We start from the raw sequence: 22692 nt of genomic DNA, 5'->3' as shown, positions 1-22692 counted from the left end.
CTAACAATGATAAAAACAAGGCCAACGATCCGTGACCACTCAGCCGAGGCAAATTTATTTGCCCGTCGCGCTTTCATTGGCTTTACTTTTGTTGTCTCATTGATAGGTATACTGTTAATGAACATCTACAACTTACAAGTTGTTGATTTTGATACCTATAAAACTCGTTCCAATGACAATCGCATCAAGGTTATTCCTGTTGCACCCAATCGGGGCTTAATCTACGATCGAAATGGTGTGCTACTGGCAGAAAATCGACCGGTTTACAACTTAGAAGTGGTGCCGGAAGAAGTAGAAAATCTTGATAAAAGCCTGCTAGAAGTGAGCAAGCTACTTGCCATATCAGAACAGCAAATTAAAGAATTTAAAGAAGATATAAGAAACAATCGACGTTTTAAAAGCCAAGTTTTAAAGGCCCGCCTTGATGAAAAAGAAGTCGCGGTATTTTCAGTTAACCAGCATAAATTCCCGGGCTTTAGTATCGAAGCGCGCTTATCCCGATATTACCCATATGGCGATACACTGACTCATGCCCTAGGCTATGTAGCAAAACTAAACAAAAAAGAGTTGGCAGATTTAGAGTTAGAAGACCGCGCCACCAACTATCGTGCAACCCATGATATTGGTAAACGCGGCATTGAAAAATTTTATGAAAAACAGCTACATGGCATTGTTGGTTCACAACGTGTAGAAGTTAACAACCGTGGTCGGGTATTGCGCACACTCAGTGTTGAATCCCCAGTGCCTGGGCAAGATTTAGTACTAACAATAGATATAGGTTTACAACAAATTGCACAACACACCTTGAAAGATACGCGAGGCGCAGTGATTGCCATAGACCCAAAAGATGGCGGCATACTCGCCTTATATTCTAATCCGAGCTACGACCCCAATTTGTTTGTCCATGGTATCAGCAGTGAAGATTACAAAAAGCTGCTAAACGAAGACAGACCGCTGATCAATCGTGTTACCCAAGGCCGCTACCCGCCAGCATCAACGATTAAGCCCCATCTCGCTATTCTAGGATTAGAAGAGGGCTTGATAACAGAAGAAACCAAAATATGGGATCCGGGCTTTTTTCAGATCCCCAACGTTGATCATAAATGGCGTGATCACCTCAGCTGGGGACATGGACATGTCGATGTTTATACCGCAATTGAGATGTCTTGTGACACATACTTTTACCGAATCGCATACAAACTAGGGATCAGCAAGATTGCCAATTTTATGAACCAATTTGGTTTTGGTGACTTATCTGGTGTTGATATTCATGAAGAAACAACTGCCATAATGCCAACTGTCGAATGGAAGCGTGCTCGCTTTAAAGAGAATTGGTGGCCGGGTGATACCATCTCTGTAGGCATCGGACAAGGGTACTGGACAGCCACGCCAATTCAAATTGCAAACTCGGTAAGTATCTTGGTAAACAAAGGTGTACATCGCCAGCCCCATTTAGTGCAGGTAGCAAAACAGGAAGAAACGGTCACTCAGCTATTTACCGAAGAAAAGCCCCCAGTGACACTCAATAACCCACATCACTGGCAAATTGCTTTAGACGCAATGCACAATACTGTACTGCGAGGAACTGCACGAAAAGCATTCAAAGGAGCAAACTATGACCCAGCCGGTAAAACAGGTACTGCACAAGTCGTAAGCATTGCTCAAGGTGAAGAATATGATGCCAAGAATATGAAAGAGCGTCACCGAGATAACGCTGTCTACACAGGCTTCGCGCCATTTAACGATCCGAAAATCGTGGTTGCTATTGTAGTGGAAAACCAAAAAGCAGGCGGCAGTGCCATCGCAGCTCCCATTGCAAGACAACTAATGGATTACTACTTCTCTGCCTACCCGCTAGAAACGGAGATGCCATGACCTCCCTTCACAATAAACGTACTATTTGGCAAAGGGTCCACTTAGATTGGCCATTGCTTTTAGCATTGACACTAATGATGTTAGGTAGTTTAACGGTTGTTTATAGTGCTAGCGGCCAAGATACGAGCATGATGCTTCGACACAGCACCCGTATGGCTGGTGCTATCATCGCAATGCTATTTATGGCCCAGATCTCTCCCAATACATTAAAGCGCATTGTTATTCCTTTATACCTGCTTGGTTTAGGTATGTTAATCGCGGTGTTATTTGTTGGCGTAAGTAGTAAAGGTGCTCAGCGCTGGCTTGATTTAGGCATTACCCGTTTTCAGCCCTCAGAAATCATGAAAATTGCGGTACCTATGATGGTTGCGTGGTACATAGGGCAACATCGCCTTCCACCTTCAATTTGGAATTTGATTGTTGGTTTTACGATTGTTTTGGTACCGACGATATTAATTAAAGAACAGCCCGATTTAGGCACCTCTATTCTCATTGCCAGTTCAGGCATTTTTGTGCTGTTTCTCTGTGGATTAAGTTGGAAACTCATTGGTATGTTTGCACTACTGGCGGGGCCTGCTGGCTTTGCATTTTGGCATTACGGCATGCATGCCTATCAAAAACAACGCGTACTGACCTTTTTGAACCCTGAGAGCGATCCTCTTGGTTCTGGATATCATATTATTCAATCAAAAATCGCTATTGGTTCAGGCGGTGTCGAGGGTAAAGGTTGGCTGCAAGGCACCCAGTCTCAGCTGGAGTTTCTCCCTGAGCGCCACACAGATTTTATTTTCTCGGTTTTAAGCGAAGAGTTCGGTTTATTTGGTGTTGTGATGCTGCTGAGTGTTTACTTATTTATTATAGGCCGCGGTTTGTTTATTGCAGTGAATGCACAGGATGCTTTTAGTAAGCTACTAGCTGGTGCACTAACACTCACATTTTTTGTTTATGTCTTTGTAAATATCGGCATGGTATCGGGACTACTCCCCGTAGTCGGTGTGCCGCTGCCACTTATCAGCTATGGAGGCACTTCTATGGTGACGTTGATGGCAGGTTTTGGCATTATTATGGCTATCGCAACAGATAAGAGGATGTTACTGAAGTCATGAACAAAATACGGCTAAAAATTGCTTGGTGTTTATTTTTGATGCCCATGCTAAGTGCCTGTAGCAACCGTTACCATATAAAACATGATAAAGCCCCTCTGCGAGTACCCACCGTACTGGAAATGCAAGACGCGGTGGTAACTAACGAAGCCAAAAGCGTCGCTGCAGGACGGCCATACGTAGTACTTGGCAAGCAATATACGCCTATGTCGGACGAAAAAGGGTATGTTGAGCAAGGCGTTGCATCTTGGTATGGCCGAAAGTTCCATGGCTATCACACCTCAAATGGCGAAATATTCAATATGTTTGATATGACCGCTGCACATAAAACGTTACCACTACCCAGTTTTGTTAAAGTAACTAACCTAGATAACGGCAAGAGCGCTATTGTGCGGGTTAATGACCGTGGTCCTTTTCATGATGACAGGCTCATTGACCTATCTTATGCAGCGGCATACAAGTTAGGTTATCACTTAAATGGTACAGCCAATGTTAAGGTTGAAGCCATTACCCTTGAGCGCCAAGCGCCACGCCTAACTTATATTCAAGTAGCTGCGGGTAGCCAATTAGACAAAATTCAAGAGATGGCGAACTCTTTAAAACAAAAGATGGACCTTGATAACGTGATCACATTAGAAAATGGACTATACAAATTACGCTTGGGGCCAATGCAAGGTGATGAACACGCACAGACTGTGTTAAATAACTTGCGAAAAGGTGAATTTACCCAAGCCTTCTTGCTTTATAGTGAACAACAACTTTAGAATATTGCGGTGACGCTGACTAACCAAACTTAAAATTGCGAGCATAATGACTTTATTAAAATCAAAATTTATTACTCAGATTTGCGCCCTTGTGTGTTCTACTTCTATTTTTGCAGCCAACGCACAAATTTTGCCATCGCCTCCCCAAGTTAACGCCAAAGGTTATTTTTTAGTTGATTTTACGACTGGCAAAGTCATTGCTGAAGGTGAAGCGGATACTAGACTTGCACCTGCTAGTCTTACTAAGATGATGACAAGCTACGTCATTGGTACTGAAATAAATGCAGGAAATATATCACCAAGTGACATGGTCACTATCAGTGAAAAGGCATGGGCGAAAAATTTCCCAGAGTCATCAAAAATGTTTATCGAAGTAGGAAAACAAGTAAGCGTGGATGACTTAAATCGCGGCATTATCATTCAGTCAGGCAATGATGCCTGTGTTGCAATGGCGGAGCACATTGCTGGCAGTGAGAGCGCGTTTGCAGATCTGATGAATGCCCATGCAGAAAAGCTTGGCATGACCAATACCCATTTTATTAACAGCCATGGTCTAGATACCGATGAGCACTACACCACCCCACGTGATATGGCGACGCTTGGTGCAGCCCTTATCCGTGATGTGCCTGATGAGTATGCGCTTTATAAAGAAAAGTCTTTTACCTTCAATGGTATAAAACAATATAACCGAAACACCCTACTGTGGGACGCCAGCCTTGATGTGGATGGTATTAAAACAGGTCATACGTCGGATGCAGGCTACAGCCTAGTCACATCCGCAACAAAAGATGATATGCGTCTAATTGCAGTGGTTATGGGCACAGCGAGTGAGCGAGCTCGTAAGGTTGAAAGCAAAAAGCTACTGAACTACGGCTTTAGATTTTTTGAAACCATCACCCCTTATAAAGCCGGTGATAGCTTTGCCGAGCAGCGCATTTGGATGGGTAACAAAGAAACTGTTTCGCTGGGTATTTTACAAGACACGCCAATCACGATACCTCGTGGACAACGTAAAAACCTAAAAGCAAACTTTGAGTTAGATAAAACACTTCAAGCACCTCTAGCGAAAGGCAGCAAAGTAGGTACTTTGTTCTTACAACTTGAAGGCGAAGAAATTGCTCAATATCCACTTGTAACACTTGAAGAAGTTGGCGAAGGCAGTTTCTTCTCTAAGATCTACGACTATTTACGTTTACAGATCGCACAATAATTTAAAAATCATAAATGAACGCCTCCCTTGTGAGGCGTTTTTTTTTGCCACAAAAATGTTAGAATGCCGCCATTATTCTCGGTTAGTAACCATAAGCCGATTTGTTAAACTTGCAAATAAGCAAGATAGTTCCAGTAGTGAGGACACCTAAGTGGTAAAGCCAGTAAAAAATACTAAGTTTGATGAGTACTTAGAATTCCCATGCCCATTCACCTTCAAAATTATGGGTGTTGCAAACGTGAGCCTTACGGACCAAGTGTTAAGCAAACTTCAAGTGATGGCACCTGGTGATTACGCGCCAAGAGTGAAACCAAGTAGTAAAGGCAATTATGAGTCAATTACTGTCGTAGTCACAGTGACGTCAAAAGAACACATTGAACAAATTTACACTGAAATTGGCTCGTTAGAAGACGTCCGTCACGTACTTTAATGAGCATAACGACGACGATGAGCCAACATAAAGTGATCGTACGCCAGCTTGGCCTACGTAGCTATGAGCCTATTTGGCAACGCATGCAAGCATATACAGATCAGCGCGACGACAACAGCGCTGATGAAATTTGGCTTGTTGAACATGAAAGCGTATTCACACAAGGACAAGCAGGTAAAGACGAACACTTACTTGCCCCCGGTGACATTCAGGTGATTAAAGTCGATCGCGGAGGGCAAGTGACCTACCATGGTCCAGGACAACAAATGATGTATGTGCTGTTCAATTTACGCCGTCTAAAGATAGGCGTGCGTGAACTGGTCACTTGGTTAGAGCAATGCATCATAGACTTTCTAGCTGAGCACAATATTACCGCGTACGCGAAAGCCGATGCTCCAGGCGTATACGTAGATAATAGCAAAATTGCCTCCTTAGGACTGAGAGTCAGACGAGGCTGTTCTTTTCATGGCTTAGCACTGAATGTAAACATGGATATGTCGCCATTTTTACGTATAAACCCATGTGGTTATGCTGGTATGAATATGGTGCAAACAAGCGAATTAAACGGCCCTTCCTCGATGGAAGAAGTGGGTAACGGGCTAGTCAAACACATGCTAAAGCGACTTAATGCTGAAGTTGTAGAGCAAACACAAGGGTTTGAAAACGAATGAGTAAACCAGTAAAAATGGAGCCAGGGGTAAAACTTAGAGATGCCGAGAAAATGGCATTGATCCCCGTTAAAGTGCTTCCCACTGAAAGACAAGAGATGCTACGCAAACCTGATTGGTTGAAGATCCGCTTGCCAAAATCGAGCGAGCGCATTGATGGCATTAAACAAGCAATGCGTAAGCACGGCTTACATTCAGTATGCGAAGAAGCGTCTTGTCCAAACCTATCTGAATGCTTTAACCATGGTACCGCTACATTCATGATCTTAGGTGCGATTTGTACACGTCGTTGTCCATTTTGTGATGTTGCGCACGGCCGTCCTCTTAAGCCTGATGCTGAAGAACCTGAGAAGTTAGCACTGACAATTAAAGATATGAAACTAAGCTATGTGGTGATCACGTCAGTAGACAGAGATGATTTGCGCGATGGTGGCGCACAGCACTTTGCTGATTGCATCACTGCTATTCGTAAGCACAACCCACATATCACGATAGAGATTTTAGTACCTGATTTTCGTGGTCGTATGGAGCGCGCACTAGAAATCTTAACCCAAACTCCACCGGATGTGTTTAATCATAACTTAGAAACTGCGCCGCGCTTATACAAGTTAGCGCGACCAGGTGCAGATTATAAGTGGTCGTTGGAACTACTGCGTCGTTTTAAAGAAGCGCACCCAAATGTAAAAACCAAGTCTGGTTTGATGGTTGGCTTGGGCGAAGAAATGTCGGAAATCGAAGAAGTACTCAGAGATTTACGTGAGCACAACGTAGATATGTTGACTGTCGGTCAATATTTACAGCCTTCAAAACATCACTTGCCAGTTAAACGCTATGTACCGCCTGCAGAATTTGATGCATTAAAAGAGTATGCTGATGAAATTGGTTTCGTTCATGCGGCATGTGGTCCTTTTGTGCGCTCTAGTTATCACGCAGATCAGCAAGCCGCTGGTAAAGAAGTGAAGTAAAACACTGTATTTTAAGAAGCGCCTTCAAGGCGCTTTTTTTATGCTTACATATCTACAATTTCATTCCTTTGTTTTATCAGGTAAGACCATTATGTGGCAAAGAATTTGTTACATTTCGTCCCTAAATTAAAAACCCGTAAAACATAGATTACAATCGTTAACATTGATTTGTAGCAAAACTATTTCATTTTTTTACACGCCAGTATATCTTGCTGGACTCTCTCACATACAAAGGGGCAATTTGTGCTTAAAAATAAAACACTGGGGAGTATGCTGATCGTTGCAGGTACAACCATAGGTGCAGGAATGTTAGCGCTACCTATTGCATCTGCAGGGCTTGGCTTTACAACAGCGTTAATACTGATTTTGCTGTCTTGGATGCTGATGACTTACACTGCTCTTCTGATGCTGGAGCTTCACCAATATGCCAGTGCTGACGCAACACTTAATACCCTTGCTAAATCAATATTGGGAAAACGCGGACAATATATTGCAAACTTTGCGATGGTATTTTTGTTTTATGCGTTATGTGCAGCCTATATTGCTGGCGGTGGCGCACAACTACAAGAAAAAATGAGTAATGTGCTTGGTATAGAAGTTGCGCCTCAAGCTGGGTCTATTTTATTAGCTATCTTGGTTGCAAGTGTTGTTACTGCAGGTACAAGCACGGTAGATAAACTTAATAAAGTGCTTTTTGCAGTCAAAATTACTGTACTTGCCAGTTTGTTTTTTGTTTTAAGCCCCTATGTACACGGCCAGCACCTGCTCGATATGCCTATTCAACAAGGACTGGTGCTATCCGCTATTCCTGTTATCTTCACTTCGTTTGGCTTTCACGGTTCAATTCCTTCAATTGTGAAGTACGTTGGTTTAGATATTAAGTCTCTGCGTCGTGTTATGATGTTTGGTGCCGCACTGCCGCTGGTGATTTATGTATTCTGGCAGCTGCTAAGCCAAGGTGTAATGAGCCAGCAAAATTTAATGCAAAGTAATGGTTTATCTGGCTTTGTAAATAACATATCGAGTATTGCACACAACCCTCATATCAGCACATTTGTTACTGTATTTGCAGACTTAGCCCTCGCTACCTCATTTTTAGGCGTAAGCTTAGGCTTATTTGACTTCTTTGCTGATGCATTCAAAAAAGGCAATGGCAGACTGGATCGCAGCAAAACAGCATTAATTACGTTTTTACCACCACTTGGCTTTGCCTTATTCTATCCAAAAGGATTTATCATGGCGTTGGGTTATGCGGCAATTGCACTGGTAATACTGGCGGTTTTTCTGCCTGTAGCCATGGTTTGGTCACAACGTAGACATGGTTTACAAACTCAAGGTTATCAAGTTAGAGGGGGCTCTCTTGGTCTGGCTGTTGCCGCATTGTGCGGCCTGCTAATCATTATTGCGCAGATGCTACAGATGAGCGGGGTTATTCCGTCATTGGGTTAGTTAGTTTGCAAACCTAAGTTAGGTAATAAAAATAAAGCAGCCACTGGCTGCTTTATTTGTTTTGTCCTGAAACCTCAATTGGGTCAGACTCTTGCGGTTTACCTTGTAAAATTGATATTTCTACACGACGATTTCGTCTTCTGTCCGCATTGGTTTCATTAGGTACGAGTGGCCGCGTATCAGCGTGCCCTACAACCACTAAACGGTTTTTATCAAAGCCTGGGGCTTTAACCATCTCACTCGCTACTGCAACCGCTCTTGTTGCCGATAAATCCCAATTATTACTATATAGCTCGTTACTGACTTGATAGTCATCAGTATGCCCTGATACCGTGATCTCACCTGGTACATCCTTCAATAAGTTTGCAATTTCTAAAATTGTCGGCGTAAATTTCGGTTGTAAAAAAGCACTACCCGAAGGAAACGCTCCATTCTCTTGAATACGTATAATGATTTGCTGACCTAAAGATTCAAGCTCTATCGCGCCATCCATAATTTGCTTTTCTAGCTGCTGGGCTATTTTCTTCACCAGCTCATTCACTTGCTCTTGCTCTGCCGCTGAAATAGATTGCGTCATTGCTTGTTCTTGAGAAGTGCTTTGAGATTCACCACCACGCTTGTTACCACGTTGCTCTTGTCTGCCCCCTGCTGAGCTTTCTTCACCAGCCTGAAACTCTAGCATTTGTTGTGTCATTTCCACGGTTTGCTGCTGGATAGTTTCTATAGGTGTAGGTTCAGGCTTACCTGGTGTGAATTCCATCGCTATTACACTGGTTCCTTTTGGAATGTCTTTTACTTCAATTTTGTTTTGTACACCAAAAGCGAACTTCATCGAGCCCGCGATTTGTTTGAACTTCAGAACGTCCATTTCCGAAAACGCCAAAAGAAGTACGAAAAAGCACATCAGCAAAGACATCAGATCTGCAAATGTCCCCATCCAAGCTGGCAGCCCAGGGGGTGGACATTTACATTCTTTTTCTTCAGACATCAGCGCTATTCCTCTTTCTCATGCAAGCGTTTAGATGCTGGCAGATAGTTTTTCAGAATGCCTTCAATGACTTTAGGGTTTTGACCGTCTTGAATTCCGAGAATGGCATCAAGAATGAGCCTTTGATTTAGCTCTTCTTCATCTCTTCTAAGCTCTAATTTAGACTGGATAGGGATGGCGACAACGTTCGCAAGAAATGCGCCATATAAGGTAGTTAACAAGGCAACTGCCATCGCTGGACCTATCGCTTTTGGGTCATCCATATTCGAAAGCATAGCAACCAAACCAATTAGAGTACCTATCATCCCCATTGCAGGAGCTATATCACCGAGCTTTTTGAATAAAGACGCCCCTTCATCGTGACGGTTTGTTGTTAACGAGATATCTTTTTGCAAAGTAGCTCGTACAACGTCTGCATCATGACCGTCGACTAACATATCAACGCCTTTGCGCATAAATGAATTTGGGATATCCGCTTCTTCTAACGCTAAGAATCCGCCCTTACGCGCTGAGTCTGCCAGTTCAACCGCTTTTTCAATTAGCTCCTCAGGTGTCTCAATTTTAAACATAAAAGCCTTGCCCACAACTTTACCAATGACGAAGAACTTTGGCGTGCTAAAATTAGCCAAAACGATAAAGAGTGAACCACCGAAAACAATAACAGCAGAAGCAGCATCGGCAAACATGATTATTTCACCGTCGCTACTCATGAACATGGACATCACAATCAGGCCTATTGCGCCTAGGATCCCAATAACGGTTGCTAAATCCACATACCCTCCAGAGAGTTTTATCTATTCTAATTCTTGCCCAAGCGACTCATGCTGATAAGGCATACAAAAGGTGTGCCATAAATTATTGAACATAAAGCAATGCTTATGAACCACTATTAACTATCGGCAAGCTACTGAATATCTTAAATCAATTATATGAAAAAGCACTAAAATTGCGAGCGACACCCGCACTTAGGTTTATCGACGTTTTGGGATAGTATAGTAAAAGCGAGCTGCAAACTTTGACCTTACCCCATATTGCCCCTAAAATTGGGCGCTTAGCTAGAACTTGATGGCTTTCTGGGTAGAAAGGTTATTGCAGATTAGCTATGCTACGCAGCTTCAGCCCTGCTAAAATGCGCGAATAAATACACAAAAGCTCAGCATGCTCAAATGTTGGCAGTAATCACAAACGAGACAATATCATGGCAACAAAAAAACCAGACAATCTGAGTTTTGAAGAAGCAATGGCAGAACTAGAAGGAATCGTTCAGTCAATGGAGCAAGGTACATTGACTCTAGAGCAATCTTTAAAACAGTTTGAAAGAGGGATTGCTTTAGCAAATTCATCCAGTAATAAACTGCAACAAGCTGAACAAAAAGTCTCTATCCTAATGGCTAATGATAGCCAAAGTTCTGCGGTCCCATTTCAAGGTGATGTGGAATAAACAGTGGAATTAAAAGAACAACTAAATCACACGCAAACTCGTATTACAGATACCATTGCGAACTATTTTGCTCGCGCATTAGATACCGATGAAACCATCAAAGCAGCCACGTTTTATAGTATCAATAATGGCGGAAAGCGTTTACGACCATTTTTAGTATATGCAACAGGGCAAATGCTCGGGGCCCATTTAGCTGACCTTGATATTGCAGCAGCTGCGATTGAGTGTATCCATAGCTACTCCTTAGTACACGATGATTTACCTGCAATGGATGATGATGAGCTACGTAGAGGTAAGCCTACTTGTCATATAGCCTTTAATGAGGCACAAGCAATTTTGGCAGGTGATGCCCTGCAAACAATTGCCTTTGAATTACTCAGTGAACATACCTTCAAGGTGCCTATCACACAGCAAGTGAAAATGTTAAACACATTAGCTAAAGCTTCGGGAATTGAAGGCATGATTGGCGGCCAAGCACTTGACCTTGCAGCCACAAATAAAGTCGTTACACTAGAAGAACTTGAGCGAATTCATAAACTAAAAACAGGGGCTTTGTTAGGAGCATCGATAGAGTTAGGCGCGCTGTGTGCCTCCGATGTTAAACAATCAACCCTTCAAGCTTTGCGCCGTTATGCTGAAAATATTGGCCTCGCTTTTCAAGTCCAAGACGATATTTTAGACATCGAAGGGGATACCCTATCACTTGGTAAACCACAGGGCTCTGATATTGAAAACAATAAATCTACTTACCCTGCATTACTTGGTTTAGACGGCGCTAAAAACAAAGCGCAAGCATTGATCAATGACGCGATTGCAGCACTAGATGAAATAGGGCAAGACACCACCATTTTAGCCGACTTAGCGCATTATATTATTGAAAGAAAATATTAAATAGCGCTAAAAAAATCGCTGTTCATGACAAATTAATGGCTAATTTGTATAAATAAATAAAACTAACGGCAGCCTTTGTATATAATTGTGCGAAGTTTGCGTAGGACACATAATTGATACCATGAAATTGGATAGTAGCAAGTACCCCTTATTGGCTTTGGCTGACAACCCAAAGCAACTGCGAAAGATACCGCAGCACAAACTTATCACACTTAGTAATGAGCTTAGAGAGTATTTACTCAACTCAGTGTCACAAAGTAGTGGCCACTTCGCCTCAGGTCTTGGCACAGTTGAACTTACTGTTGCTCTTCATTATGTTTATAACACACCGGAAGATAGACTTATTTGGGATGTAGGCCATCAAGCTTATCCACATAAGATTCTTACTGGTAGACGAGATCAAATTCATACCATACGTCAAAAAGACGGATTGCATCCATTTCCATACCGTGAAGAAAGTGAATACGACACTTTCAGTGTTGGCCACTCTAGTACCTCTATTTCTGCAGCGCTGGGAATGTCTATTGCCGCACAAAAAGAAGGTAAAGGCAGAAAAACAGTTGCTGTGATAGGTGACGGAGCCATTACCGCGGGCATGGCCTTCGAAGCCATGAACCACGCAGGTGATGTAAAATCAGATATGCTGATTGTGCTTAACGATAATGAAATGTCTATTTCTGAAAATGTCGGTGCACTAACCAACCACTTTGCACGTATTTTATCGGGTAGCTTTTATACAAACATCCGTGAAGGAAGTAAGCGTTTACTATCAGGTGTACCACCAGTCAAAGAACTAGCCAGTCGAATGGAAGAGCACCTCAAAGGCATGGTGATCCCAGGGACATTTTTTGAAGAGCTAGGCCTTAATTATATCGGCCCAATTGATGGCCATGATGTAAATATGCTCGTCGATACGCTGCGCAATATGCGCAACCTAAAAGGCCCTCAGCTACTGCACATCAAAACGCAAAAGGGTAAAGGCTACAAACCAGCCGAAGCAGATCCAATTGGGTATCATGCGGTGCCTAAGTTTGATCCAAGCATCCATAGTTTGCCTAAATCAGCACCTAGCGCGCCAAGTTTTTCTAAAGTTTTTGGGGATTGGTTATGTGATCAAGCCCAAGATGATAAAAACTTAATGGCGATTACGCCTGCCATGCGTGAAGGTTCTGGTATGGTGCGTTTCTCTAAAGAATACCCAGATCAGTATTTTGATGTGGCGATTGCAGAGCAACATGCCGTGACACTTGCAGCGGGCTTTGCCTGTGAAGGGTTGAAACCAGTGGTTGCAATATACTCAAGCTTCTTGCAACGTGCCTATGACCAATTGATCCATGATGTTGCACTGCAAAACCTGCCAGTACTATTCGCTGTAGATCGTGCTGGTGTAGTTGGTGCTGATGGTGAAACTCACCAAGGTGCCTATGATTTAAGCTTTATGCGATGCATTCCAAATATGGTTATTATGGCGCCAAGTGATACTAATGAATGCCGTCAAATGCTCCATACAGGCTACCTACACAACGGTCCCGCTGCGGTCCGCTACCCGCGTGGCAGTGCTGGAGATGCAAGTATTGAATTAACAATGCAGCCGCTGGCTATTGGTAAAGGAAGAGTTATCAGAGCCGGTGAAAAACTAGCTATTCTCAGCTTTGGTACGCTATTGCATAATGCCAAACTTGCCGCCGAGCAATGCAACGCAACGTTAGTTGATATGCGCTTTGTAAAACCACTTGATACCACGCTACTACAAGAGCTACTCGCAACACATGAGCACGTAGTAACGCTAGAAGACAATGCAATTGCTGGCGGTGCTGGTAGCGCTGTTAGCGAGTTTTACGCAAGCATTGGTGTATCAGTGAAGATGACCCATCTTGGCCTACCCGATGAGTTCATAAAACATGGCACGCAAGAGCAAATGCACGCCGAAATGGGACTGGATGAACAAAATATCTTGAAAAAGCTTCAAGAGATTCTATAAAAAGGAGCATATGCTCCTTTTTTCTTTTAAGGTTTCCTATGCCACGTCAATTTGCCACATTCCGAGCGTTTTACCCATACTATTTAGAACAACACCAACACCCATGGTGTCGAGCTTGTCATTATCTAGGTAGTACATTGGTATTAGCTAACCTACTTGCGGCGCTTTATTGGCAAAGCTTATTGTTTGTTATTTTAATGCCACTCTGTGGTTATGGCTTTGCTTGGCTCGGTCACTTTGCGTTTGAGCGTAATCGCCCCGCTACCTTTAGTCATCCATTTTATTCATTAGCGGCCGATTGGGTGATGTATTTTCGATGGCTGTTCAGACGCGCTTAGCGCATCCAAACTTTCACATCAGCTAAACCATTACTTTGCAGTACTTCAAGTTGGGACTCGATATTACTGCTTTGTTCAAACTCAAAGGCATCGAGCTGATCATCAAAGGTAATTGTTGCAGCACCATCGCCGCCACGTTGCTTAACTTGGTGCAAAGCAATATCAGCTAGATTAACAGATGCTTCCCAACCTATAACTTGACCGCCAAGCAAAGGCAACGGATATAGCGACCAGCCCATCGACACACTTAATGCCAAAGACTTACCATTGGGCAACTTAAAGTCAAAATCAGCAACAGCCTTACATAACTCTCTTGCATAACTTTCTACATCATCGCGTTTGAAATCTCTTAGTAACAGTAAAAACTCATCACCACTCCATCGAGCAACATAGTCTGAACCTTGAGTGCGAGAGTTCAATAACGCAGCCATTTGCTGTAAGCAGCTATCACCACCAAGCGGTCCATATGCGTCATTTACTTTGCTGAATTTATCAATGTTTAAGATCATCAACACCAAGCTCTTATTCTGCTGCTGCAATGACTGAGCATTACGCTGGAAATGCTCAACATCTTTCGGTAGTTGGTCGAACAAAAACCGACGGCTACGTAGCCCTGTCAACTCATCGGTATGGCTCACAAGTTTAAGTTGGGTATTAACCTGATTCAGTTTTTCATTGGCTTTGCGAAGCTCAGTCGTGCGCTCTGCAACCAAATCTTCTAAGGCTTGATGCTTTCTGCGTTCTTGGGCTCTAAATACCCAAAATATGAGATAAAATAAGAATGCAAACCCACAGGTGATAAGTAACCTAAAGTACATGGTCTCATCAAATCTTCTGGGTATAAAAATGTTAATTTGCTTCTTGGTAGCAGCTTGCCAGTCTTGACCACGTCTTTTGGCTTGTAGCTCAAAGGTATATTCACCTGGCGATAAATTGGTATAGATAGCATCTTGACGCCGTTGTGTTTCGCGCCAATCTGCGCTAGTTATGCCATTGCTTAACAATCTATATCTAAATTCAACACTTTGCGGCGCATAAAAATCAATCGCAGTGTACTGTACCGTTAAGTCTCGCTCAGCAGTATTTAGAAATATTTTACTTTCCAATTCGTTGCCCGATAGCCTACGTTCGGGCGTAAATAGGGCTTCAAGCTTCAAAGTCAGTTCGTCAGAGCCAAACAACTGCATATTTTTGGGTATTTTTACAACGCCTTGGGAACTGGGATACCAAATTGCGTCCATGGTTTCCATCACTGCATCATGTCCAAAGCCAGAACAACAACGACTCGCTTTACCGTCAAGTTGTCTATCAAATTGGCTAATGACTTGATCCACTTTTAGATTGGTTATTGGCCCTTTAAATTGTTCGACAGGCATTCGGTACACACCCTTTTTTGTACCCACCCATACTTGTTGTAGCTGCTTATCGTAATGTAGGGATGTGATGGAACCATACGGCAACCCGTTCGATGCGTCTAACTGGTGCCACTGCCCTTGTGCAGTCAGATAAAAAAGACCGTCACTCCAAGAACCAATCAAAGTCGCAACATCTTGGATGTGAAATATGCTGGTAATGTAAGCACTTTCTAGTGATGTCTGCCCACCGAGTTTTTCGATACCTCGCTCGTTATAGCGATAAGCACCTTTGTTAGTACCGATAAAACCAAAGTTAGGAAGATCAACAACAAAGGTAACAAATTGACTACCCAGAAAGGTATTGTAATTAAACGGAGTTAACTCCGAATACTCTAATCGATATAGACCCCGACCGGTGCCAAACCACACGCCGCCTTCATTTGAAGGACTAATAGAAAACACCGGATTTTGACGTAATTCTCTGTACGGAAGGCTGCGTAATTCTCCTTGCTCGTAGACCAACACACCACGGTCAGTTCCCATCAATAAAGTCTCACCCTGAAACTCAAGATCGTTAACCGTCAATCTCTCTAAACTATTGATATCAATTACTTGTTGATATTGTCCGCTGGCATCCAAAGTACCAATACCATAACGGTTTGCAACCCAAATTTGCCCCGTTGGAGAGCGCGTAATAGCGGTTATACCTTGATTGGTATCGCTGCCGAGCGAAAATCTTTCAACTTTGCCCGCATGTGCGAACCACAGGCCTTCATTGAGGCTCGCTAACCAGATATTATTTTCATTATCTTTGAAAATATCCGAAAACCAAACGCTTTGCTCAGATTGTACAGGTCTGACAGATTGCCATGCTCCTCGGCCTTCTTTGAACATTAGGCTATTTGAAGTGGACACCCATATTCCACCCTCGCCATCGCTCATAAATTTATACACAGCGGTATTACCTATCGCATCATAGCGACGAAGCACTTCATCTATATCTAAAAAATAAGCGCCCAGCTCAGTGGCCAAAAACAATCGACCATCTATCCAGGCAAGATCATGCAAAATGGTTTGTGCAAGTTGCTGCGGGAGTGATAAACGGCTGGATAGCTCCAATCTAAATGCACTCTCAGTTGAAGCACTGGCTTGTTTTATTTTTAGTAAATGTCGCTCATTCACCAACCAAATCCCATCGCTAGCTAATGCCATTTTAGACACAGCGCCCACTATTTGGTTGATTTTAACCGCCGATAATCGGCGAGATGTTACAGAGCCGTTAGCAAGTGCCAAACTTTGGTGAGAGATATAATGAAGACCATTCGCAGCAATCCATATACTACCTTGACTATCTTCAATAATATCTCGTACAGGCCCTGAAATATTGAGTGATTCAACTTCAAAAGTTTGTGGGTTTAAGCGATGAACTCCGCGACGAGTCCCAACCCAAAGCATGCCGTCAGTGCCAACAAGCAACTTATGAATGGCATTAGAGCGCAAAAAGTCAGTATTTTGGGTCGTTAAATTGGTAAACTTTTGTCCATCAAAACGACTCAAACCAAATTGAGTCGCAAGCCAAATATAGCCTTGCTTATCTTGGGTAATGCTCTTGATAGACTGAGAAGGCAAACCATTTTGTAAGTTCCACTGTTTTACAACGTAATCGTTGATAGACGCGTGCGTTGCGTGCGCCATAAAACTAATTACAACAAAAACTATAAACCTAAACAATCTATCCATAGTTGACACGATTTTCAGCCTAATATCAGAACGTTAATACACCAGTTTTAAACAAAGCCTGCAAGCAAATTAATGAAAAAATACCAGCAAGGATATCATCCGCCATTATGCCAAATCCGCCATGTAAGCGTTTATCGAGCATTTTAATGGGTCCTGGCTTTACGATATCAAAAAAGCGAAACAATAAAAAACCCACAATGAGTGACTGCCAACTCAACGCTGCCCCTATCATGGTGATATAGAAACCAGCCACCTCATCCCAAACAATTGACGGATGATCATGTACTTGTACGTCTCTTGCGGTTTGTCCACAGACCCACAAACCAAACACGCTAATTACTATCGCAAACACGATTTGCAACCAAAGTGGGTAGGTGGCGGTGATAAAAATAAATGGTAATGCGGCAAAAGTCCCCATGGTCCCCGGCGCAACTGGCGATAAGCCAAGCCCAAACCCTAAACCAAAAAACTGATGAGGGCGTTTAAGATCAAATTTATACTGCTTAGCCAAACCAACTCCTAGCTAAAATGTTCAAAACCCACTTCAGGAAGTGGCCATGGCTGATTGTTATTTAGCAGCTCTAATCTGCCATCATTATTAACAATTTGCCCAACACACACAGGCTCTACCCCATACTGATTAAGCTTTGTTTCAAGCATGCATTTATTGTCATCGCTGACTGTAAATAACAGCTCGTAATCATCGCCGTAAGCCAATGCTAACTGCAAACGCATATCGTCGTTCTCTAAGCTATTAAGTGCGGCAGAAGTTGGCACTTTATCGGCGTGAATAACAGCCCCAACACCTGATTGCCTTAGAATATGAGATAAATCGGCGAGTAAGCCGTCTGAGATATCTATGGCAGAAGTTGCAACACCTCTTAATACTTGACCTGCAGCTACTCTTGGAGATGGGTAAAGAAAGCGCTCATTGGCATTTTTAAGATGCTCTGCGGCGATAGGCCAGCCTTGTTTACGCGCTTCAATGGCTAAGCCTGAGTCGCCCAGCGGGCCTGTAACATAAATCCAGTCGCCATTGTTAGCACCAGAGCGAGTTAACGCCTTGCCATTGGGTACAATGCCTTTAGCGCACACAGTTATAGTTAACGGACCTTGCGTGGTGTCGCCGCCGATAATTTGCACATTATAGTATTCTGCTATTTCGTGCATCCCATCGGTAAACTCTTCAAGCCACTTCTCGTTAATACTTGGCAAAGTTAATCCAATCGATAACCAAGCAGGTTCCGCTCCCATCGCAGCTAAATCGCTCAAATTAACTGCGATAACTCGATGCCCGAGAGCACGTGGTGGTATGTCAGCAAAAAAATGAACACCTTCAACTAACGTATCTGTCGTAATAGCTAACTGACAGTTTTCAGGCACATTCACAAGCGCACAATCATCGCCTATCCCTAACGCGACATCTCGGCGCGAAATACCACGACCAGTAAAGTAACGATTTATAAGTTCAAATTCCTTCATACACAAAAAAGCCGGCCAACGCCGGCTCTCCTTATATTTGCCTTATTTTCGCAACTCTTTTACAGCCTTATCTAAGACACCATTAACAAACTTATGGCTATCTTCGGCTCCAAAGATTTTGGCAAGCTCAATACCTTCGTTAATTGCTACTTTGTAAGGTACATCTTCTCTGAACTTAAGCTCGTATGCGCTTAATCTTAATACCGCACGTTCAACTTCGTCTAAATCATCGAACGGTCTTGATAGATGTGGCTTAACAATCTCATCAAGTTGTTTTTGATTAACCGCGACACCACGTGCCAAATCTTTAAAATACTCAACGTCTACTTTAGACACATCATTTTCGATCAACATTTGTTGTTCGATGTCGGCGATTGGGTTACCACTTAATTGCCATGAGTAAACGGCTTGCAAGGCCAATATACGTGCTTTACGTCTAGCTGCTGGTTTCACAGAGGATCCTCTTAAATTTTCTCTAGCACGTTTACCATTTCCAAGGCGCCAAGTGCAGCTTCGCCACCCTTATTACCCATTTTGGTACCCGCGCGTTCTATGGCTTGCTCAATGCTTTCAGTGGTAAGTACGCCAAATGCAACAGGAATATCATACTCCAAAGACACACTCGCCAACCCTTTGTTTGATTCATTAGCAACTAAATCAAAATGTGGTGTACCACCTCGAATGATCACACCTAATGCAATGATGGCATCAAACTGCTTTTTCATTGCAATACGCTTTGCTGCTAAAGGTAACTCAACGGCACCTGGTACATATACCACAGTGATGTCTTCATCGCTTACGCCACCAGTACGTTTTAACTCATCAACAGCTCCTTCTAGTAAACTCTTACCAATAAAGTCGTTAAAACGAGAAATAACAATGGCAAATTTTTTGCCCGGTGCATATTTGTTACCTTCAATAATGTTCATTAGATGATCCTAATCTTATAAATACCAATGCTGAAGCATGTACCGAATTATTCGGTCAAGCAATTGCCAAATTGGGGCGCATAATAGCACAATTTTACCTATCCCCAAACAACTTAAAACGGGCCTCTATTAGGCCCGTGTTTTCATGGTTATTGATTACTATCTTGGCTCAACGTAATCAACCACTTCCAGATGGAATCCAGATAGCGCGTGGTACTTTTTCGGCATACTCATCAGGCGCATTTTTTGGATACCTAAATCAGCTAAAATTTGTGAACCAACACCTACCGTTCGTGAAGTACCTTGAAACTTGCGCACATTCACTTGCTCACCTTGGTCTTGAGCAGCAAACGCTTTGACCATTGCTTCAATTTCTTGGCTTTGCTCTTGTTTACCCAACACAACTAACACACCATTGTTTTCACTGATATATTGCATCGCACTGTGCAAACTCCAACTTCTGTCTGCGCCGCGGTCAGATAACAAGATATCGTTGAAGGTACTTTGCAGGTGTACACGTACCAAAGTAGTTTCATCAGGCTTTACTTCGCCTTTGAGTAATGCGTAATGAAGCTGATTATCAATGGTGTCTTTATAAGTTACTAAATCAAACTCGCCGTATTCAGTTGGCAGTTTACACTGCGCTACTTTTTCAATGGTGGTTTCGTTTAGATTACGATATTCGATTAAATCGGCGATAGTGCCGATTTTAATACCATGTTCTTTTGCAAACACTTCTAGTTCAGGACGACGCGCCATGGTGCCATCAGGATTCAAAATTTCCACAATCACTGACGAAGGTTCAAGCCCAGCTAAGCGTGCAAGATCGCACCCAGCCTCAGTATGGCCCGCGCGAGTCAATACGCCACCCGGTTGTGCCATGATTGGAAAAATATGCCCAGGTTGAACGATATCACTCGGAACGGCACCTTTTGCTACGGCCGCCTGCACTGTGCGTGCTCTATCTGCCGCAGAAATACCTGTGGTAACCCCTTTAGCTGCTTCAATTGATAGCGTGAAATTAGTAGAGAACTGAGCTCCATTGTTACGAACCATCAGAGGTAAGTCTAATTGTTGGCAGCGCTCTTGAGTCATCGTTAAACAAATTAAGCCTCGACCATAGGTGGCCATAAAGTTAATCGCTTCAGCCGAAATGTGTTCGGCGGCGATGATTAAATCACCTTCATTTTCACGGTCTTCATCATCCATCAAGATGACCATTTTACCGGCTTTTATGTCATCAATGATTTCTTGTGCGCTGTTCAAATTCATAATCTACCTATCTAATTAAGGTTTATTGGGGTTATTTTATAAAGCCCGCTTTGGCTAACAAACTGGCTGTGAGAGTTGACTCGCTAGCCTGAGGCTGCGCTCCTAGCACTAAGCGCTCTAAATAACGGGCAATTTGATCGACTTCTAAATTCACCTTGCTGCCAACTTTAAAATCGGCAATGGTGGTCTCTTGTGCGGTATGGGGCACAATCGTTAATTTAAATTGCTGTTGCTTGACTTCATTCACCGTCAAACTAATACCATCAACAGCAACCGATCCCTTATGGGGAATATATTTCATCAGCTGTGCTGGTGCTTCCAACCAGTATTCGGTAGCGCGTGCATTTGCTTCGATGGCAACCACAGTCGCTATACCATCAACGTGACCCGAGACAAGGTGGCCACCTAAGCGAGAAATTGGCTGCAGTGCTTTCTCTAAGTTAACTTTTTGTCCTTGTTTGTAATGAGAGAACTGGGTTAATTTTATGGTCTCATTTGATAAATCAGCTCTGAAACCATCTTTAAACTTCTCTACTACCGTTAAACAGACCCCATTTGTCGCTATGCTATCACCGAGATTGACATCACTCATATCTAAGTTGTTGCTACTGACACGTATGATTAAATCCCCTTGTGATGGGGTTAGCTCGCTGAGTGTTCCTGTCGCTTCAATAATACCTGTAAACATATTGCCTCTTAAATTAGCGGGGTTCTGGCCGTAATACGAAGATCTTCGCCTATTCGACGCACATCGAGAAACTCTAATTGTGTGATCTCATCCATCACTGTGACTTCTGGCAAATTGACTAAACTTTTGCCGTGGCACCCTATCAACTTCGGCGCTAAATATACCACATATTCATCAATTAACTGCTGCTGTGCAAACACACCCGCTAAGGTCGCCCCAGATTCAAGCCAAACATGGTTGATACCTCGCTGCGCTAAGTGTTCTAAAGCGGCGCGACACGAAATTTTTTGCTGCTGTGCTGGTAATTCAATTTGCTCTACGAAATGTGGCCACTGCTGATGATTATCAAGATGTGTACGTAAAATTAAAATGGGGGCGGCGATTTGAAATAGCGCTAAATCTGGCGTTAGCCTATTTTGTGAGTCAATGATCACCCTCAGAGGCTGCCTTAAGCTCTGCCCTTGTGGCAATTCAATATCAGATTCTTCTAGTCGTACATTAAGCTTGGCATTGTCTACAATAACCGTGTCGGCACCACTTAATATTGCGCAGCTTTGCGCTCTAAACAGCTGCACATCTTTGCGTGCGTCAGCGCCTGTGATCCATTTACTTTGACCATTTTTCAGCGCTGTTTTACCGTCTAGGCTGGCCGCTAGCTTGCACGTTACATACGGCAAACCTTGTTCCATTCTTTTTAGAAAGCCTTTATTCAAGGCCCTTGCTTGCTCTTGCAACAAACCAGATACGGTTTCAATACCCGCATCTTCTAACATTGCTAAGCCCCTGCCTGCCACTTGGGGGTTTGGGTCAACCATCGCGGCAACTACTCGCGAGATCTCGGCCTTAATCAAGCCTTCGGCGCAAGGAGGTGTTCGTCCATAGTGACTGCACGGCTCTAAAGTCACATAAGCAGTTGCGCCTTGTGCGTTCGAGCCTGCTTGTTTTAAGGCATTGACTTCAGCATGCCCTTCGCCTGCACGTTGATGATAACCTTGCCCTATGATCTGGCCATTTTTAACAATCACGCAGCCAACATTCGGATTTGGCGTGGTTGTAAAGCGACCTTTTGCAGCAAGTTCAATTGCCAGCGCCATATAACGATTATCATCGGTTGTAAACATGC

At 43.2% G+C, this 22692-nt stretch carries 22 protein-coding genes; 12 read left to right on the top strand and 10 right to left on the bottom strand.

Annotation, left to right across the window (positions count from 1 at the left end; all coding sequences use genetic code 11):
- Window positions 1-6 precede the first annotated feature (6 nt).
- The 8 genes from mrdA (at window position 7) to HC733_RS02770 (ending at window position 8464) form a co-directional block, all read left to right on the top strand.
- Window positions 7-1875, top strand: a complete 1869-nt coding sequence (mrdA, locus tag HC733_RS02805; protein WP_190363541.1) for a penicillin-binding protein 2 — start codon at window positions 7-9, stop codon at window positions 1873-1875.
- Complete coding sequence (gene rodA, locus HC733_RS02800; RefSeq protein ID WP_190363540.1) at window positions 1872-2981, top strand: rod shape-determining protein RodA; 1110 nt, start codon at window positions 1872-1874, stop codon at window positions 2979-2981. The genes mrdA and rodA overlap by 4 nt, the downstream gene beginning before the upstream one ends.
- Window positions 2978-3742, top strand: coding sequence for a septal ring lytic transglycosylase RlpA family protein (locus HC733_RS02795; RefSeq protein WP_190363539.1), 765 nt, complete (start codon window positions 2978-2980; stop codon window positions 3740-3742). Before rodA ends, HC733_RS02795 begins: the two co-directional genes overlap by 4 nt.
- 46 nt (window positions 3743-3788) lie before the next feature.
- On the top strand, window positions 3789-4952 hold the full coding sequence (locus HC733_RS02790) for a serine hydrolase (protein ID WP_190363538.1): 1164 nt from the start codon (window positions 3789-3791) through the stop codon (window positions 4950-4952).
- Between the two features lie 151 nt (window positions 4953-5103).
- The gene (gene ybeD / locus HC733_RS02785; protein WP_190363537.1) at window positions 5104-5382 is read left to right on the top strand and encodes a DUF493 family protein YbeD; all 279 of its coding nucleotides are present in this window, start codon (window positions 5104-5106) and stop codon (window positions 5380-5382) included.
- 17 nt (window positions 5383-5399) lie between these two features.
- Window positions 5400-6053, top strand: coding sequence for a lipoyl(octanoyl) transferase LipB (gene lipB / locus HC733_RS02780; protein WP_190363536.1), 654 nt, complete (start codon window positions 5400-5402; stop codon window positions 6051-6053).
- On the top strand, window positions 6050-7015 hold the full coding sequence (lipA, locus tag HC733_RS02775; protein WP_190363535.1) for a lipoyl synthase: 966 nt from the start codon (window positions 6050-6052) through the stop codon (window positions 7013-7015). Before lipB ends, lipA begins: the two co-directional genes overlap by 4 nt.
- Window positions 7016-7258: 243 nt before the next feature.
- Window positions 7259-8464 carry an aromatic amino acid transport family protein gene (locus HC733_RS02770; RefSeq protein WP_190363534.1) on the top strand — a complete coding sequence of 402 codons (1206 nt, stop codon included), beginning with the start codon at window positions 7259-7261 and terminating at the stop codon, window positions 8462-8464.
- Window positions 8465-8516: 52 nt separating this feature from the next.
- On the opposite strand, the gene HC733_RS02765 is transcribed toward HC733_RS02770, so the two are convergent.
- Window positions 8517-9452 carry a flagellar motor protein MotB gene (locus HC733_RS02765; RefSeq protein ID WP_190363533.1) on the bottom strand — a complete coding sequence of 312 codons (936 nt, stop codon included), beginning with the start codon at window positions 9450-9452 and terminating at the stop codon, window positions 8517-8519.
- A gap of 5 nt (window positions 9453-9457) precedes the next feature.
- Complete coding sequence (gene pomA / locus HC733_RS02760) at window positions 9458-10225, bottom strand: flagellar motor protein PomA (RefSeq protein WP_190363532.1); 768 nt, start codon at window positions 10223-10225, stop codon at window positions 9458-9460.
- A gap of 425 nt (window positions 10226-10650) precedes the next feature.
- Between pomA and HC733_RS02755 the strand changes: the two genes are divergently transcribed.
- The 4 genes from HC733_RS02755 to HC733_RS02740 all read left to right on the top strand — a co-directional run bounded on the left by HC733_RS02755 (window position 10651) and on the right by HC733_RS02740 (window position 14103).
- On the top strand, window positions 10651-10893 hold the full coding sequence (locus tag HC733_RS02755; protein WP_190363531.1) for an exodeoxyribonuclease VII small subunit: 243 nt from the start codon (window positions 10651-10653) through the stop codon (window positions 10891-10893).
- A 3-nt stretch (window positions 10894-10896) separates the two neighbouring features.
- Window positions 10897-11784, top strand: coding sequence for a (2E,6E)-farnesyl diphosphate synthase (ispA, locus tag HC733_RS02750; RefSeq protein WP_190363530.1), 888 nt, complete (start codon window positions 10897-10899; stop codon window positions 11782-11784).
- Between the two features lie 121 nt (window positions 11785-11905).
- The gene (dxs, locus tag HC733_RS02745) at window positions 11906-13765 is read left to right on the top strand and encodes a 1-deoxy-D-xylulose-5-phosphate synthase (RefSeq protein ID WP_190363529.1); all 1860 of its coding nucleotides are present in this window, start codon (window positions 11906-11908) and stop codon (window positions 13763-13765) included.
- A 38-nt stretch (window positions 13766-13803) separates the two neighbouring features.
- On the top strand, window positions 13804-14103 hold the full coding sequence (locus HC733_RS02740) for a DUF962 domain-containing protein (protein ID WP_190363528.1): 300 nt from the start codon (window positions 13804-13806) through the stop codon (window positions 14101-14103).
- Here HC733_RS02740 and HC733_RS02735 read toward each other — a convergent pair.
- The 8 genes from HC733_RS02735 to ribD form a co-directional block, all read right to left on the bottom strand.
- Window positions 14100-17189 carry a ligand-binding sensor domain-containing diguanylate cyclase gene (locus tag HC733_RS02735; RefSeq protein WP_190363596.1) on the bottom strand — a complete coding sequence of 1030 codons (3090 nt, stop codon included), beginning with the start codon at window positions 17187-17189 and terminating at the stop codon, window positions 14100-14102. The genes HC733_RS02740 and HC733_RS02735 overlap by 4 nt on opposite strands.
- Window positions 17190-17223: 34 nt before the next feature.
- Window positions 17224-17709, bottom strand: a complete 486-nt coding sequence (locus tag HC733_RS02730; protein WP_190363527.1) for a phosphatidylglycerophosphatase A family protein — start codon at window positions 17707-17709, stop codon at window positions 17224-17226.
- An 8-nt stretch (window positions 17710-17717) separates the two neighbouring features.
- Entirely contained in the window at window positions 17718-18680 is a 963-nt protein-coding gene (gene thiL, locus HC733_RS02725) for a thiamine-phosphate kinase (protein ID WP_190363526.1), read from the bottom strand.
- A 42-nt stretch (window positions 18681-18722) separates the two neighbouring features.
- A complete protein-coding gene (gene nusB, locus HC733_RS02720) occupies window positions 18723-19133 on the bottom strand; it encodes a transcription antitermination factor NusB (protein ID WP_190363525.1) in 411 nt (136 codons plus the stop codon).
- 11 nt (window positions 19134-19144) lie between these two features.
- Entirely contained in the window at window positions 19145-19609 is a 465-nt protein-coding gene (gene ribH, locus HC733_RS02715; protein WP_190363524.1) for a 6,7-dimethyl-8-ribityllumazine synthase, read from the bottom strand.
- 159 nt (window positions 19610-19768) lie between these two features.
- Window positions 19769-20881, bottom strand: a complete 1113-nt coding sequence (ribBA, locus tag HC733_RS02710; protein WP_190363523.1) for a bifunctional 3,4-dihydroxy-2-butanone-4-phosphate synthase/GTP cyclohydrolase II — start codon at window positions 20879-20881, stop codon at window positions 19769-19771.
- 31 nt (window positions 20882-20912) lie between these two features.
- Complete coding sequence (locus tag HC733_RS02705; RefSeq protein ID WP_446727613.1) at window positions 20913-21557, bottom strand: riboflavin synthase; 645 nt, start codon at window positions 21555-21557, stop codon at window positions 20913-20915.
- A gap of 20 nt (window positions 21558-21577) precedes the next feature.
- A complete protein-coding gene (gene ribD / locus HC733_RS02700) occupies window positions 21578-22690 on the bottom strand; it encodes a bifunctional diaminohydroxyphosphoribosylaminopyrimidine deaminase/5-amino-6-(5-phosphoribosylamino)uracil reductase RibD (RefSeq protein WP_190363521.1) in 1113 nt (370 codons plus the stop codon).
- Window positions 22691-22692: the final 2 nt, after the last annotated feature.

The organism is Pseudoalteromonas sp. S16_S37, from assembly GCF_014694405.1.
In the GTDB taxonomy this organism is placed as follows: domain Bacteria; phylum Pseudomonadota; class Gammaproteobacteria; order Enterobacterales; family Alteromonadaceae; genus Pseudoalteromonas.
The sequence above is the reverse complement of the archived record's forward strand: the minus strand, read 5'-3'. Positions and strand labels throughout refer to the sequence as shown.

Coding starts and splice junctions, on each gene's coding strand:
- HC733_RS02795 (WP_190363539.1), top strand. CDS start 2,978: ATGAACAAAATACGGCTAAAAATTGCTTGGTGTTTATTTTTGATGCCC.
- rodA (WP_190363540.1), top strand. CDS start 1,872: ATGACCTCCCTTCACAATAAACGTACTATTTGGCAAAGGGTCCACTTA.
- dxs (WP_190363529.1), top strand. CDS start 11,906: ATGAAATTGGATAGTAGCAAGTACCCCTTATTGGCTTTGGCTGACAAC.
- lipB (WP_190363536.1), top strand. CDS start 5,400: ATGAGCCAACATAAAGTGATCGTACGCCAGCTTGGCCTACGTAGCTAT.
- ribH (WP_190363524.1), bottom strand. CDS start 19,609: ATGAACATTATTGAAGGTAACAAATATGCACCGGGCAAAAAATTTGCC.
- thiL (WP_190363526.1), bottom strand. CDS start 18,680: ATGAAGGAATTTGAACTTATAAATCGTTACTTTACTGGTCGTGGTATT.
- HC733_RS02755 (WP_190363531.1), top strand. CDS start 10,651: ATGGCAACAAAAAAACCAGACAATCTGAGTTTTGAAGAAGCAATGGCA.
- HC733_RS02765 (WP_190363533.1), bottom strand. CDS start 9,452: ATGTCTGAAGAAAAAGAATGTAAATGTCCACCCCCTGGGCTGCCAGCT.
- HC733_RS02740 (WP_190363528.1), top strand. CDS start 13,804: ATGCCACGTCAATTTGCCACATTCCGAGCGTTTTACCCATACTATTTA.
- lipA (WP_190363535.1), top strand. CDS start 6,050: ATGAGTAAACCAGTAAAAATGGAGCCAGGGGTAAAACTTAGAGATGCC.
- ribBA (WP_190363523.1), bottom strand. CDS start 20,881: ATGAATTTGAACAGCGCACAAGAAATCATTGATGACATAAAAGCCGGT.
- HC733_RS02790 (WP_190363538.1), top strand. CDS start 3,789: ATGACTTTATTAAAATCAAAATTTATTACTCAGATTTGCGCCCTTGTG.
- ribD (WP_190363521.1), bottom strand. CDS start 22,690: ATGTTTACAACCGATGATAATCGTTATATGGCGCTGGCAATTGAACTT.
- mrdA (WP_190363541.1), top strand. CDS start 7: ATGATAAAAACAAGGCCAACGATCCGTGACCACTCAGCCGAGGCAAAT.